Annotated in this window: 14 protein-coding genes and 1 pseudogene; 10 read left to right on the forward strand and 5 right to left on the reverse strand. The window is 71.4% G+C overall.

The features are described from left to right. Positions 1 to 9: 9 nt before the first annotated feature. Positions 10 to 1,755 carry an RICIN domain-containing protein gene (locus ACPPVO_RS43960; RefSeq protein WP_426504479.1) on the reverse strand — a complete coding sequence of 582 codons (1,746 nt, stop codon included), beginning with the start codon at positions 1,753 to 1,755 and terminating at the stop codon, positions 10 to 12. A 1,200-nt stretch (positions 1,756 to 2,955) separates the two neighbouring features. Here ACPPVO_RS43960 and ACPPVO_RS43965 point away from each other — a divergent pair. From ACPPVO_RS43965 to ACPPVO_RS43985, 5 genes are all read left to right on the forward strand, one after another. After that, positions 2,956 to 3,225 carry a metal-sensitive transcriptional regulator gene (locus ACPPVO_RS43965; RefSeq protein ID WP_426504480.1) on the forward strand — a complete coding sequence of 90 codons (270 nt, stop codon included), beginning with the start codon at positions 2,956 to 2,958 and terminating at the stop codon, positions 3,223 to 3,225. A 104-nt stretch (positions 3,226 to 3,329) separates the two neighbouring features. Continuing rightward, the gene (locus ACPPVO_RS43970) at positions 3,330 to 3,611 is read left to right on the forward strand and encodes a rhodanese-like domain-containing protein (protein ID WP_426504481.1); all 282 of its coding nucleotides are present in this window, start codon (positions 3,330 to 3,332) and stop codon (positions 3,609 to 3,611) included. A gap of 32 nt (positions 3,612 to 3,643) precedes the next feature. Continuing rightward, positions 3,644 to 5,038 (forward strand): MBL fold metallo-hydrolase, encoded by a 1,395-nt coding sequence (locus tag ACPPVO_RS43975; RefSeq protein WP_426504482.1) that lies wholly within the window; start codon positions 3,644 to 3,646, stop codon positions 5,036 to 5,038. A gap of 19 nt (positions 5,039 to 5,057) precedes the next feature. After that, complete coding sequence (locus tag ACPPVO_RS43980; RefSeq protein WP_426504483.1) at positions 5,058 to 5,645, forward strand: rhodanese-like domain-containing protein; 588 nt, start codon at positions 5,058 to 5,060, stop codon at positions 5,643 to 5,645. 66 nt (positions 5,646 to 5,711) lie between these two features. Beyond that, the gene (locus tag ACPPVO_RS43985) at positions 5,712 to 6,488 is read left to right on the forward strand and encodes a sulfite exporter TauE/SafE family protein (protein ID WP_426504484.1); all 777 of its coding nucleotides are present in this window, start codon (positions 5,712 to 5,714) and stop codon (positions 6,486 to 6,488) included. Between the two features lie 54 nt (positions 6,489 to 6,542). Here the strand turns inward: ACPPVO_RS43985 and ACPPVO_RS43990 are convergent, their stop codons facing one another. Next, positions 6,543 to 7,163, reverse strand: a complete 621-nt coding sequence (locus tag ACPPVO_RS43990) for a permease (RefSeq protein WP_426504485.1) — start codon at positions 7,161 to 7,163, stop codon at positions 6,543 to 6,545. Between the two features lie 16 nt (positions 7,164 to 7,179). On the opposite strand from ACPPVO_RS43990, the pseudogene ACPPVO_RS43995 reads away from it, so the two are divergent. Further along, a pseudogene (locus ACPPVO_RS43995) lies at positions 7,180 to 7,362 on the forward strand (alpha/beta fold hydrolase); the annotation flags it as partial. Positions 7,363 to 7,875: 513 nt separating this feature from the next. Here ACPPVO_RS43995 and ACPPVO_RS44000 read toward each other — a convergent pair. Both ACPPVO_RS44000 and ACPPVO_RS44005 read right to left on the reverse strand, forming a co-directional pair. After that, entirely contained in the window at positions 7,876 to 7,989 is a 114-nt protein-coding gene (locus ACPPVO_RS44000; RefSeq protein ID WP_426514809.1) for a hypothetical protein, read from the reverse strand. A gap of 126 nt (positions 7,990 to 8,115) precedes the next feature. Then, positions 8,116 to 8,541 carry a coiled-coil domain-containing protein gene (locus tag ACPPVO_RS44005; RefSeq protein ID WP_426514944.1) on the reverse strand — a complete coding sequence of 142 codons (426 nt, stop codon included), beginning with the start codon at positions 8,539 to 8,541 and terminating at the stop codon, positions 8,116 to 8,118. Between the two features lie 6 nt (positions 8,542 to 8,547). Between ACPPVO_RS44005 and ACPPVO_RS44010 the strand changes: the two genes are divergently transcribed. Further along, a complete protein-coding gene (locus ACPPVO_RS44010) occupies positions 8,548 to 9,048 on the forward strand; it encodes a hypothetical protein (protein WP_426514945.1) in 501 nt (166 codons plus the stop codon). 157 nt (positions 9,049 to 9,205) lie between these two features. On the opposite strand, the gene ACPPVO_RS44015 is transcribed toward ACPPVO_RS44010, so the two are convergent. Then, entirely contained in the window at positions 9,206 to 9,496 is a 291-nt protein-coding gene (locus ACPPVO_RS44015; protein ID WP_426504486.1) for a metal-sensitive transcriptional regulator, read from the reverse strand. Positions 9,497 to 10,117: 621 nt separating this feature from the next. On the opposite strand from ACPPVO_RS44015, the gene ACPPVO_RS44020 reads away from it, so the two are divergent. The 3 genes from ACPPVO_RS44020 (at position 10,118) to ACPPVO_RS44030 (ending at position 12,868) form a co-directional block, all read left to right on the forward strand. Further along, positions 10,118 to 11,551, forward strand: coding sequence for an MFS transporter (locus ACPPVO_RS44020; protein WP_426504487.1), 1,434 nt, complete (start codon positions 10,118 to 10,120; stop codon positions 11,549 to 11,551). Between the two features lie 130 nt (positions 11,552 to 11,681). After that, the gene (locus ACPPVO_RS44025; protein WP_426504488.1) at positions 11,682 to 11,888 is read left to right on the forward strand and encodes a heavy-metal-associated domain-containing protein; all 207 of its coding nucleotides are present in this window, start codon (positions 11,682 to 11,684) and stop codon (positions 11,886 to 11,888) included. A 2-nt stretch (positions 11,889 to 11,890) separates the two neighbouring features. After that, on the forward strand, positions 11,891 to 12,868 hold the full coding sequence (locus tag ACPPVO_RS44030) for a hypothetical protein (protein WP_426504489.1): 978 nt from the start codon (positions 11,891 to 11,893) through the stop codon (positions 12,866 to 12,868). Positions 12,869 to 12,872: the final 4 nt, after the last annotated feature.

Genomic DNA, 12,872 nt, shown 5'->3' on the forward strand with positions numbered 1-12,872 from the left:
CGTCACTCCCTAGAATCCGCCTCGGGCGCAGTCCCGCCCGAGGCATCCGTAGAGCAGGTCACCGGTCGCCGCGGCGTACACCATCGTGTAGCCGCGGTAGATCCGGCCCCGGTCGCGGCCGAGGCCGGGCACGGTGCCGCCGCCGGTAACGACGTGCACCCGGGCCGTGCCGTCGGCCGCCGCGAGCGCGACACCCGCGCGGCTGCGGAACTCCGCGACCGTCACCGTCGCGGTGCGCGCGTCGCCGGCGGTGCGCAGCCGCCGCCCGGCGTCGTGCCGCGCGGCGTCGGCGGTGACCGGCCGGGCCGGTGCGACCGAGGCCACCGCGGCGCCGGTGGTGACGTTGCAGACCTTGCGCGCGGCGACGCACGCGGCCAGGCCCGGCACCGTCTCCAGGCACCGGCCCGCGTCGTCGGCCAGGCAGGCGGCCAGCTTCCGCTGGTCGACGCCGTTGTACTCGTCCCGGCTCGCGGTCCGCTGCGGCGCGGCCAGGCCGAGGGCGAGCGATCCGGCGGCCGGCTTGCCCAGGACGAGCCGGTCCAGCTCGGTCGGCGAGCTGGGCAGATTCGAGGCGCGCGCGGCGGCCTGCATCGTGTAGCAGTACGGCGGCGCGCTGGGCTCGCCGAACAGGATCGACCGCGGGTCGGGCCGCCCGCAGACGTTCGCCGGGAAGCCGGAGACGTTCACCAGCCGCGGCCGGCGCCACGCCCCGTTGTCCTGCACCTGCACCCGGTTCTCGAACGGCGTGGCGAGGGCCGTGTACTGCGGGTAGTACGACATCAGGCCCGTCTGCAGCGCCCTCGTCCGACCGCCGGTCGCGAGGTGGGTGGTGCCGACCGGGTTGAAGTCGTACAGCATGTCCCACTGCCCCGCGCCGTTGCCGAGGCTCATCCACGTGTGCAGCAGGCCGTCGGCGACCTTCGAGCCCGGCTGGTCGATCGACCAGTACTCCTCGGTGGCCTCGCCGTCCTCCAGCCAGTACGCGGTATGCGAGGTCGTGCCGGTGGCCGACGCGTACGCCGCCTGCCAGCCCATCTCCTCGTAGTCGTAACCGGCGTTGCCGCCCGATCCGTCGAGCGGGTCCCAGTTGACCTGGTTGCTGAAGCTGTTGTACCCCCCGGTCTGCGGGTCCGCCGGCGGCCCGTTGAAGCTCACCGGCTGCTGCCGGAAGCTGACCATGACGCCCGACACGGGCGAGTCCTCGCCCGCGCAGAGGCCGACGAAGTCCCGCTCCGGGCAGTCGGCGCCGCCGATCCGCGGCCGCCACAGCTGGGTGGTGTAGCTCGACGAGCAGGCCCACATGACCGCCGGCTGCCCGTCGGTGCTGGACAGCACGTCCAGGCAGCGGCCGTCGCGCTGGTTGCGCAGGGCGAAGCCGACGCTCGGCCAGGTCTGGGCCCGCGTGAGGGTCCAGAACTGCTGGGATGCGGTACCGCAGTCCACGATGATGACGGCCGCGCCGTTGCTCGTGGCCGCGGCCTGCAGGCACCGCCCCGACGAGGCCTGCCGGACCCGGTAGATCGGGTTCGCGCCCGGGCTGACCACCTCGAACGTCCACCGCTGGGCCTTGACGTTCTCGGGCAGGCCGACCGTGTGGGTGCGGACCTTGACCGTGCTGCCGACCGCGTCGGAGTCGGTCGCGAGCACCTGCCGGTCGCCGGTCGTGGACTGCCCGATGGCCACCGGATCGGCCGGCGGCACCGCCGCTTCGGCCGGCCCACCACCCGCCACCGCCGCGCCGGCACCGGCCAGCACGGCGGCCAATGCGATCGCACATCGACGTCGCAGACGATTCATCCGACTCCCATTCTCGAGAATTGCCGGAAACGTCGCGCGGACAGCACGACGCCATTCGCGCCGCAATTTCCGGCGCGAATTCCGGCGATGCGTTTCCGTCCGGCCCCGGGCAGCGGACGGCGAAGCGCGGCCCCGGACTCACCGGGCCGCGAAACTATACGTGGAGTGGCACTACCCGACTCGGTAACGGCGCGGCACGCCAGACGGCCCGCGCGAACGTCGGCATTACCCGTGATTGCCGCAGCACTGTTCCTCCCCCGTTTGCCACCGTGGCATACATTCGCCGACGTCGACACCGCGACACATTACCGGACATCGCGTAAAGGATCCACCGACCGACCCTCGTCAATGTCGACCGACATGGGCCGTCCGTCGATGGCGCCGCGCTCACCGGCGTTTGTATGTTCACGGTTCGCGCCCGCGCCGACGCCGGGGTGGCAAGTTGACCGAATTGATACGATTCGAGACCGAGACCGGCTCCATCGTGGTGGAGGTCCCTGAGCTGTAGACGTGGCAGCGCTGCTCGACGGGCTGGGCGGCGACCCAGTCGGTACGCAACGGCTACTCCGACGCGGCGCTGCGTCCCGGATCACAGTGGCAGGCCTCGCTCGCGGCCCGGCCGGACCCCGACGGGCACGCCACCAGCCTCATCGACCCCGACGCGGACCAGGCAAGGAACATCGCGAAGGTCCGCTCAACGATCGGCGCTGGCGGCGATGCGTTCGGCGAGGCTGGCGTCCTGCTCGACCCAGCACGTGGGTTCTGGTGTCGTGGTCAGGTGCGGCGAGCAGGTCATGCAGCTGGGCGAGGGTGAGGCCGGCCTGTTTACCGCGCATGGCGCAGCGCCTTGGCATCGTCGACAACGACAATTCCGACCCCGAGCCTGATCGCGCCTCTCCAGGCCTGCAGGAGGTGCGATGTGGGTCACCCTAGACTTTCGGCATACCCCCGGGGGTATATTGGATGCAGGCGGTGATGAGCTTCCCTACAGTCCGGGAGGTGCTCGCTCCCGCCGGCGCGTTATCAGCGGCCGCGTTGACGGAAATCGTCCCCGAGTGCAGATCCTTGCCCCGGGGATAGTGACGACGGCTCCGCGGTTCATGATGAAGCCGCGGCGATGCCATGTACCCCCTGGGGTATTTATTGGAGGTGGTGCTCATGGAGATGAGTCCGGTCCTGCTTAAGGATGCGCTGACTCGCTTGAAGCGCGCGCAGGGACAACTCGGCGCGGTAATCGCGATGATCGAGAACGGCGAGGACTGCAAGCGGGTGCTCACCCAGCTGGCCGCGGTGTCCAGCGCCGTCGACCGGGCGGGCTTCAAGATCATCGCGACGGGCATGCGGGAATGCCAGACCGCGCGCGGACGGGGCGAGGAGCCCCCGATGAGCGAGGAAGAGCTCGAGAAGCTGTTCATGTCACTGTCCTGAACCCGAGTCCACCACCTCCTGGCGGGGGGTGGGGTCTCGGTGCTTCATGGCCGGACCATGTCCGTCATATACCCCCCAGGGTATTCGCTATGAGGAGTGTAAGGGTGACTGGAAGCGAGATTTGGGTTGACCAGTTCCGGCACGCCGACAGCACGGTCGCAGTGCTCGATGTGCGCAGCCCAAGCGAGTACACCGACGGCCATGTGCCGGGCGCGGTGAACGTGCCGCTCGTCGAGTTGGACGCGGTCGCCGGCACGGATGTGGTGACGGTATGCCATTCGGGCGGCCGCAGCCTGGCGGCCCGCCTGTTGGCCGCTGCCGGTGCTCGGGTGCAGTCGCTGGCCGGTGGCACCGAGGCGTGGCGGCACGCCGAGCCCAGCCGCTGAAGCAACCGAATCCGACACGAGGAGACAGAGTAGTGACCGAGCTGAGTGTGGAGGTCGTGCAGACCTCATCGTTGGGTGACCGCAGCTACCTGGCCCACGACGGGCGGGTCGCGATCGTGGTCGACCCGCAGCGCGACATCGACCGGATCCTGGCCTTGGCCGGGCGGCTCGGGGTGAGCATCACCCACGTTGCCGAGACCCATCTGCACAACGACTACGTCTCCGGCGGCCTCGCGCTGGCAAAGCTGACCGGCGCCGCCTATCTCGTCGCCGCCGACGACGAGGTCGGCTTCGACCGGCACCCGGTCACCGAGGGCGACGAGATCACGGTGTCGACGGTCATCCGCCTCCGGGTCGTGGCGACACCCGGGCACACATTCCACCATCTGTCCTACGTCCTCGACGGCGACACCGGACCGATCGGAGTGTTCACCGGCGGGTCGCTGCTGTTCGGCACCACCGGCCGCACCGACCTGCTCGGCAAGCAGCACGCCCACATTCTCGCCGAACATCAGCACGCCTCGGCTCGACGGTTGGCGGACCTGCTGCCCGACGGCGCTCAGGTGTGGCCCACCCACGGCTTCGGCAGTTTCTGCTCGGCGACGCAGTCGGACGCCCCGGAGTCGACCATCGGCCGGGAACGCACCGCCAACCCCGCGCTGCGCCTGGAGACCGACGACTTCGTCGAGCAGACTCTCGCCGGCCTGGACGCCTACCCTGCCTTCTACGCGCATATGGGCGCCCGCAATACCGCCGGCGCCGACCTGATCGATCTGACCCCGGTCGCCGCCGCCGATCCGGCCGAACTCGCGGCCCGGATCGCCGCCGGGGAGTGGGTCGTCGACCTGCGCAACCGCAAGGCGTTCGCACACCGGCACCTCACCGGCACGCTGAGCTTCGGCCTCGACGGACCGATGTCTACCTGGCTGGGCTGGATGGCCCCCTGGGGTGCGCCGATCACCCTGCTCGGCGACAGCGCCCAGCACGTCGCCGACGCCCAGCGCGAACTGGCCCGCATCGGCATCGACCGGCCCGCGGCCGCGGCCACCGGCAGCCCCGAGCAGTGGGCTGGCGGCGACGACAACCGCCTCGCCCAGCTCACCGCCGCCACCTTCACCGACCTGGCCGCCGCCCGCACCGGCACCCCACCGCACGGGCTACGCGCAGTCGACGTGCTGCTCGACGTGCGGATGAGCAACGAGTGGCGCACCGACCACATCGACGGCGCGACCCACATCCCACTGCCAGACCTAGCGAATCGCCTCGCCGCCGTGCCCGCCGGAACCGTCTGGGTGCACTGCGGCTCCGGCTACCGAGCCGCGGCCGCCACCAGCCTGCTGCAACGCGCCGGCCGCCAAGTCGTGCACATCGACGACGCCTACCCGAACGCGGCCGCCGCCGGGCTACCCATCGTCCCCGGAAACTGAACAGGAGCACCCGCACCACATGACCACGCCCACCGGCACCCCAGCCACTCTCGACGTCTCCGCCCTGCACCACCTGCTCGCCACCGGCCAGGCACCGCGGCTGATCGATGTACGCACCCCGGCCGAGTTCGAGACCGCGCACATCCCTGGCTCCTACAACGTGCCCCTGGATCTGCTGCGCGAACACCGCGACGAACTACTCAACCACCTCGACGAGCAAGTCGTGCTCGTCTGCCGCTCCGGGCAGCGCGCCACCCAGGCCGAACACGCACTCGCCACGGCCGGGCTGCCGAACCTGCGCGTGCTCACCGGCGGGATCACCGCCTGGCAGGCCGCCCAATCACCGGTCACCGCCGGCACCCCACGCTGGGGCCTGGAACGGCAGGTCCGCCTCGTCGCCGGCAGTATCGTCCTGACCGCCGTGCTCGCCAGCACAGTGGTCGAACCGGTGAAGTGGGTCGCCGCGCTGATCGGCGCCGGACTGGCGTTCGCCGCGCTGACCAACACCTGCGCGATGGGCATGATGCTGGCGAAGTTGCCGTATAACCGCGGTCCGCGCACCGACCTCGACCAGGTCGTCGCCGCCCTGAACACGGAGGGGCGGTAGCTGCATGCAGTGCCTGCGCACCCGCCTCCGACCCGCCCGCATGGGCCGGCCGGCCCGGGACCGGTCATGATCGCCGCGATCGGGCTCGGCGCGCTCATCGGGATCCTGCTTGGCCTGCTCGGCGGCGGCGGCTCCATCCTCGCCGTCCCTGCCCTCGTCTACGGCGCCGGCCTCACTCTCGCCGCCGCCGTACCCACCTCCCTGCTCGTGGTCGGCATCTCCTCGGCCACAGCCCTACTCCCGCGGCTGCGGGCCCGGCTGGTGCAATGGCGCATCGCCGGGATCGTCGGCGGCACCGGCGCCGCCGCGGCCTTTGCCGGCGCCGCCGTCAACCGCCTGCTCGACCCCCGCCTCGTCCTGATCGGGTTCGCAGTGCTGATGATCGTCGCCGGGCTGCGGATGCTGGGCGGCACCGACGACCCCGGCGGCGACTGCGCCCTGCCCGGCGGAGGTATCAACTGGCGCGGCTGCCTGCCCAAATCCATCGCCGCAGGCCTCGGCGTCGGCTTCCTCACCGGCCTGTTCGGCGTCGGCGGCGGCTTTCTCATCATCCCCGCCCTCGTCCTGCTGCTCGGCCTGACCATGCCCGCCGCCGTCGCCACCTCGCTGGTGATCATCGTCGTCAACTCCGCCGCCGGGTTCGCCGCGCACGCCGGCGACGCGACCGTCGACTACGGCATCGCCGCGGCGTTCACCCTCGCCGCCATCACCGGCTCCTTGGCCGCCGGCCGGATCGCCACCCGGCTGCCCACCAAGCGGCTGCAACGCGCCTTCGCCTGGCTCGTCTTCGCCATCGCCGCGTTCGTCGCCACCCGGGTGATCGTCAACCCCGCCACGGCCTGACCAGCCCTTTCACCGACGCTCCCCGCAACGGCGGCGCACACCACACCCAGCACCTCAGACCCCCACGGCCGTCCGTTCAGAAAGATGCCGCCTGCAGGCGCGCGGCAACACCACACCCCAGCCAGCAACAGGGGGAACCGCTGTCCGTGGCCGACTGCGTAGCCGGCGAGGACCATGGTGGCGTAGAAGGTGAGCGCGATGAAGCCGGCCGCCCTCCAGCCGTAGTACTAGGTAGATGTTGAGGATCGGCAGGATGATCAGGTCGGCGAAGAGGAACGAGACCACGCCGCCGAAGCGGATGCCGCCGTTCCACAGCACCGCGGCCAGCGGCACATTACCGATCGAGCACACGAAGCTGACCACCGCGACGACCGGCCCGACCAAGGGTCCCCACAGCGCCGACCAGACCGGATGGTCAGTAAGGAAGAACGCCTTCCAGAACTGCTCCGGCACCCACGCCGCGAGGGCGCCGGTGATGAGCAGGCCGGCGGCGATGTCGCGCCAGATCGCCGCCCACTCCATGACGAAGATGTGCGACACGGCCGTGAATCCCCGGGCGGAGGTGAGCCGGCGCCGGAACGAGCCGGGGCCGGCGACGGACATGTCCATCGCGGCGTAGCCCTCCATCGACCCGGCCACGCCGTTGTTCGCCTGAGCGAGGGCGTCGACGACCATGCGCCGGCGCAGGAAGATGCCCCACCACGATGTCATCGCCGTCGACCGGCCCGGCCATGGCCGCACCCCAGGGCTGCCCGCCGGCACGCCGTACACGGTGGCGGCCTATGCGGCGGCGGTGGAGCAACTCATCGACGCACTGCGGCTGTCTCGCCCGCGGGTGGCCGGCAACTCCCCCGGCGGGGCGATCGCGCTGGAACTCGCCGCGCGAGGTGCGGCCGGCAGTGCGGTGGCCCTTGCGCCGATCGGATTCTGGAGCGGCCTCGAGATCGCCTACGTCATGGCATCGCTGCGCGCCTCCAGGGCTACCGCGTGGCTGCTGCGTCCGCTCCTGCCGGCGCTGCTGGACACGCGAGCGGGCCGGGCGGTGCTGCTGGCGCAGTTTTACGGCCGTCCGGGCCGTGTTCCCGTCGCCGAGGCCCGCGCCGCGGTCGCCGCGTTTCGGCACCCGCCTGCGCTGCCCCGCACGCTGCCCCACACGCGCCGGTACCGGTTCGGCGCCGCCTTGGATGCTGCAGTCGACGTCACCGTCGTCCGGGGCGCACGGGACCGGCTGCTCATCGGCGGGCAGGCGGCACGCGCCCGGGCCGCCTTGCCGACCGCACGGCATGTGCTGCTGCCCGGTGCGGGCACGCGCCGATGCCCGACGATCCGGCGGCCGTCGCCGGCCTGCTCCTGGCCGCCACTACACCCTCGTGAGCGCGGCGGCCGATCAGGCCGGGCGGCGGTAGCCCGTAATGGGCCGGCCGTCGAGTTTGGCCATGCGGACCTGGTCGCCGGTGGTGGGAGCGTGGACCATCCAGCCGCCGCCGACGTACATGCCCATGTGGTGCAGGTCGCTGTAGAAGGTCGCCGGGGCGCAGGTCGGCCTTCGCGACCGGTTTCGCGTCCTCCCACTGCCACTTGGTGTAGTACCGCAGCGTCAACCCGGCGGCCGCCCACCCGGCCAGCGTCAGGCGTAGCCTTTCGGACCGGCGGCACCCCAGATGTAGGGCTTGCCGATGAGCTCGCACGCCTTCTTCGCCGCCGTGCCGCCGGCGCCGCCCAGATACTCGACCGGGCAGGCGACGGGTTTCAGGACGCCGGTGGCGCCGCTGCTGCCGTACACCTGCTGGCGCAGCTTCTGCAGCTCGCCGAGCTTGCCCTCGATCTGGGTCTTCTTCTCGGCGAGGTCCTTGTCCTGGGCGGTCTGCTGGGCAATGAGGTCGTCCAGGGTCTTCTTGTCCCCGGCGAGCTTGTCCCGGGCGGTGGCCACGTTCTGGATCTGGGCCCGCTCGTTTCGGGCGATGGCGTTGACGACCGTGAGCTGGTCGAGGGTGTCGGTCGGGGTGCCGCCGCCGAGGAGGACCTGCATGGTGGTGACCCGGCCAGCAGTCACGTCGAGGTGTGCAACGCCGCCTACGGCAGCACCGGCTGGCTCGGCATCGCCTCGATCTCCGTCACCGGCGGCGTGCACATCACCAGCGCCTACGTGAAGATCAACGACTCGTACTTCACGCAGGCGCAGTACAACACCGTGCCGTACAAGCACCTCGTGATGTGCCAGGAGGTCGGGCACACCTTCGGCCTGGACCACCAGGACACCAACCAGACCAACCCGAACCTCGGCACCTGCATGGACTACACCCGCAACCCGGCCGGACCGCCCAGCAACGAACACCCCAACAGCCACGACTACGCGCAACTGCAGACCATCCACAGCCACCTCGACAGCACCAACACCACCCTGGCGCCGTCCGGCCCCAGCCTGGCCGGCACCGACAGCGCCGACAATGCCGGCGCGTGGGGCGCCCGCGTCAGCGGCGCCGACCGTCAGGGCGCCGCGACCTACCAGCGCGACCTGAGCAACGGCCAGAAGGTCATCACCTTCGTCCTGTGGGCCTGACGCCGAACCCCCGCCGGCGTCCGGCCGGCGATCGATGACCGCCGGGCGACCACGCCGATCTGTACCGCCCGGCCGGGCACACCGTCCCGCCCGGCCGGGCGCACGGCGTCAATGATGACGGCCTGCGGTACGGGTGTATCCCAGGCCGCCGCTGCTGTCAGCCGCGGCGCAGGAGCCGTCCGACAGCGGACATCATCTCGGTGGCCATCTCCTCGCCCTTGCCGTCCTCGGCGCCGTGCTGCATGCAATGCCGGGCGTGGTCGTCGAGCAAGCCCAGCGCGACCTTGTCCAGGGCGGCCTGAATCGCGCTGATCTGGGTGAGGACGTCGATGCAGTAACGGTCCTCGTCGACCATCTTCTCGACCCCACGCACCTGGCCTTCGATGCGCCTCAGGCGGCCCTGCAGCTGGTCCTTGGTCGCGGTGTAGCCCCGTGTCGTCGTGCTCATGCCACCACTGTACGTACCCCCTAGGGGTATCGTCCAGCTCTGGTGCCGCCTCATTCGCGGTCGAGGCGACACGGGGTGCGTTGCGGAGACTCGCGTCTACCTGGCCAGTCGCGTGGGCTGCCGAACTGTGGCGATGACGTCGACGATCGCCTGAGTGGTGCCACCTGGGTCCTGCTCATCTCCGGGCCAGCGACCCTTGGGTGGCCCCGGTGACGGTCCGGTGCGCCCTGCTCTCGGGCAGCGTGGCGAGGCGGTAAGGCGCGAGCGACTCGGCGGCATCATGCCCGGTGCCGGCGGCCAGCACGAGCAGCGGTTTGCGCCGAAGCCGGTGATGGCCGCGGCTTGCCGCGCCGAAGCGCCGCCCTGGCCACGCGACACCAGCCAGGCGGAGGCCGAGCTCGCGTCGTGGCGTGGGTCGCGACAACGGAAGAGACCTCGCTGCCCGGCGACGCGGACAGTGGCGCTCACGGTTGATGCCATGCCGTGCAATCCCCCACGGGTCTTTCTGAAGAGGTTCCGCTGTGGTGAGGCTGCGCCGACGGCGGGCTTGACGAACATACCCCCAGGGGGTAATTATGACTCCGCACTGATACCCCCCAGGGGTACTAAGGAGTGATAGAGATGGCAACCGCATCCCGGCGATGGTGGGCCCTCGGGCTCATCGCCCTGGCTCAGTTCATGGTCATCATGGACACCTCGATCATCGGCGTCGCCCTGCCGCGCATGCGCGACGATCTCGGCTTCGCCCCGGGCAACCTCTCGTGGGTCTTCAACGCCTACGTCGTCGCGTTCGGCGGTCTGCTGCTGCTCGGTGGCCGGCTGTCGGACCTGTTCGGCGCGCGGCGCGTCTTCGCCGCCGGCTGGGCGGTCCTGCTCGCTGGTTCGCTCGGCGCCGGTCTCGCCGACGGTGTCGCGGTCGAGCTGACCGCCCGTGCGGTGCAGGGCGCCGGCGCGGCGCTCATCGCCCCGTCGGCGCTGACGCTGCTCATGATGCTCTTCGGCGGCGAACCGAAGGAGCTGACCAAGGCCCTGGCGCTGTACGGCGCGGCCGCACCGGCCGGTGGCACGGCCGGGGTGTTCCTCGGCGGCGTCATCACCGAGTACATCAGCTGGCCCTGGGTGTTCTACATCAACATCCCGATCGCCGTGCTCGTCCTCGCCGTCACCCCGGCAGTCATGCCGGCCGGCGGCGCCCGACGCGGCTCCCTCGACCTGCTCGGCGCGCTCACCGTCACGGCCGGGCTGGCCGCCGCGGTGTACGCGATCGTCCGCGCCCCGCAGGCCGGCTGGTCGTCGGCGCAGACGTGGCTGGTGCTCGGCGCCGCCGTGCTCGCCCTGGCGGCGTTCGTGGCGATCCAGGCCGCCCGCCGCGAGCCGCTGATGCGGCTGTCCATCCTCCGCGCGCCGAACCTCGCCGCCGCGAACGTCGCGCAGCTGCTGCTCGGTGCGGCGTGGATCCCGATGTGGTTCTACCTCAACCTGTACCTGCAGCAGGTCCTCGGCTACAGCGCCTTCCCCAGCGGCGCCGCGCTGCTGCCGATGACCGTCCTCATCATGCTCGGCATGATCCTCCTCGCCCCGCGGGCGATCGGCCGGTTCGGCCCCAAGACCACGCTCGTCACCGGCCTGACCGTGCTCGCCGCCGGCCTCGGCTGGCTGGCGTTCGTCCGCCCGACCGGCACCTTCGCCGCCGACGTGCTGCCCGCCTCCCTCGTCGCGGCACTCGGCATGTCCCTGGCCTTCATCCCGTCGCTGGGCACCGCGATCGGCGCCGCCCGCCCGGAGGAGGGCGGCCTCGCCGCCGGCATCGTCAACACCAGCTACCAGGTCGGCTCCGCGCTCGGCCTGGCCGCGATGACCGCCGTCGCCGCCACCGGCGGCGCCGACCAACTCGGCAACCTGCCCGCCCTCACCGACGGCTACTCCGCCGCGTTCACCGGCGCCGCAATCATCGCCCTCGCCGGGGCGGTCATCGCCGCCCTCACCCTCCGCCCAGCCCGCTCAGCACCGGCCGCCGCGGCCGAGCCCGAGCAGCAACCCGCCGTCCGGATGTGACTCTTCCCGCACGAGTGCAGGAGATCGGTCCGCACGGTTGATACCCCTGGGGGGTACGGGTAACGTGAACGAAGAGTAGCCGGAAACGCAGCACTGGCGTCGCCCGTCCAGACAGATCAGGAGCACCACCATGACGACGACCACTTACACCGTGACCGGCATGACCTGCGGCCACTGCGTCGACTCCGTCACCGGCGAGATCAGCAAGCTCGGCGGCGTCAGCAACGTCCAGGTCGACCTGGCCACCGGCGCCGTCACCGTCACCAGCGAACAGCCCCTCGACGCCGACGCCGTGCGCGCCGCCGTCGACGAAGCCGGCTACGAAGTAGCGAGGTAGTCATGCGCACACCGCTCACGCTCAGCGCCTACGCGCTCGGCCTGGCGGCCGTGTTCATCGCCGCGGCAGGGATCGGTCACCTGGCCGGTCCCGCCCCGGCCCCGGCCGCCCACACCGACACCGGCCACAACCCGGCCGCCGGCCATGACCAGCACGCCGCCAGCACCGCGGCACCGCTGCCCGGTGGCCTGCAGATCACCGAGGACGGCTACCGGCTCCAGCCGCTCACCACCACGCTCAGCACCGCTGCGGCGGCCCCGTTCCGGTTCCGGATCCTCGGCCCCGACCAGCGACCCGTCACCCGGTACGCGACCAGCCACGACAAGGAACTCCACCTCATCGTCGTGCGCCGCGACCTCACCGGCTTCCAGCACGTGCACCCCAACCGTGACGCCGACGGCACCTGGATCGTCCCCCTGGCGGTCAGCGACGCCGGGCAGTACCGGGTCTTCGCCGACTTCCAGCCCGCCGACCACGACCGCGGGCTCACCCTCGGCGCGGACATCCCCGCCCCCGGCGACTACCAGCCCCGGCCACTGCCGGCCGCGCATCGCGTCAGCACCGTGGACGGCTACACCGTCACCATCGACGGCGACCTCATCCCCGGCACCGCGTCGAAGCTGACCCTGACCGTCAGCCGCGACGGCGCCCCGGTGACCGATCTGCAGCCCTATCTCGGCGCGTACGGCCACCTCGTCGCCCTGCGCGACGGCGACCTCGCCTACCTGCACGTCCACCCCGACGGCGCCCCCGGCGACGGCCACACCACCGCCGGGCCGACGATCACCTTCTCCGCCGAAGTTCCGGCCGCCGGGACCTACCGGCTATACCTGGACTTCCAGCACAACGGCACTGTCCGCACCGCCGAGTTCACCGCCGTCGCCGGCAGCACACCGGCCGCAGCGGCGGCACCCACCACCGCGCCGAGCCCGGCCCCGACCGCGACCGGGCACGGCGAGCCCGGCCACACGCACAGCTGAGGAC

This window comes from Dactylosporangium sp. McL0621 (assembly GCF_049995355.1).
Taxonomy (GTDB): Bacteria; Actinomycetota; Actinomycetes; order Mycobacteriales; family Micromonosporaceae; genus Dactylosporangium.

Excerpts from the sequence above, each read along its gene's own strand:
- ACPPVO_RS44025 (WP_426504488.1), top strand. The coding sequence starts at position 11,682 with ATGACGACGACCACTTACACCGTGACCGGCATGACCTGCGGCCACTGC.
- ACPPVO_RS43990 (WP_426504485.1), bottom strand. The coding sequence starts at position 7,163 with ATGGTCGTCGACGCCCTCGCTCAGGCGAACAACGGCGTGGCCGGGTCG.
- ACPPVO_RS44000 (WP_426514809.1), bottom strand. The coding sequence starts at position 7,989 with ATGGGCATGTACGTCGGCGGCGGCTGGATGGTCCACGCTCCCACCACC.
- ACPPVO_RS44030 (WP_426504489.1), top strand. The coding sequence starts at position 11,891 with ATGCGCACACCGCTCACGCTCAGCGCCTACGCGCTCGGCCTGGCGGCC.
- ACPPVO_RS43980 (WP_426504483.1), top strand. The coding sequence starts at position 5,058 with ATGACCACGCCCACCGGCACCCCAGCCACTCTCGACGTCTCCGCCCTG.
- ACPPVO_RS43965 (WP_426504480.1), top strand. The coding sequence starts at position 2,956 with ATGGAGATGAGTCCGGTCCTGCTTAAGGATGCGCTGACTCGCTTGAAG.
- ACPPVO_RS43985 (WP_426504484.1), top strand. The coding sequence starts at position 5,712 with ATGATCGCCGCGATCGGGCTCGGCGCGCTCATCGGGATCCTGCTTGGC.
- ACPPVO_RS44020 (WP_426504487.1), top strand. The coding sequence starts at position 10,118 with ATGGCAACCGCATCCCGGCGATGGTGGGCCCTCGGGCTCATCGCCCTG.
- ACPPVO_RS44015 (WP_426504486.1), bottom strand. The coding sequence starts at position 9,496 with ATGAGCACGACGACACGGGGCTACACCGCGACCAAGGACCAGCTGCAG.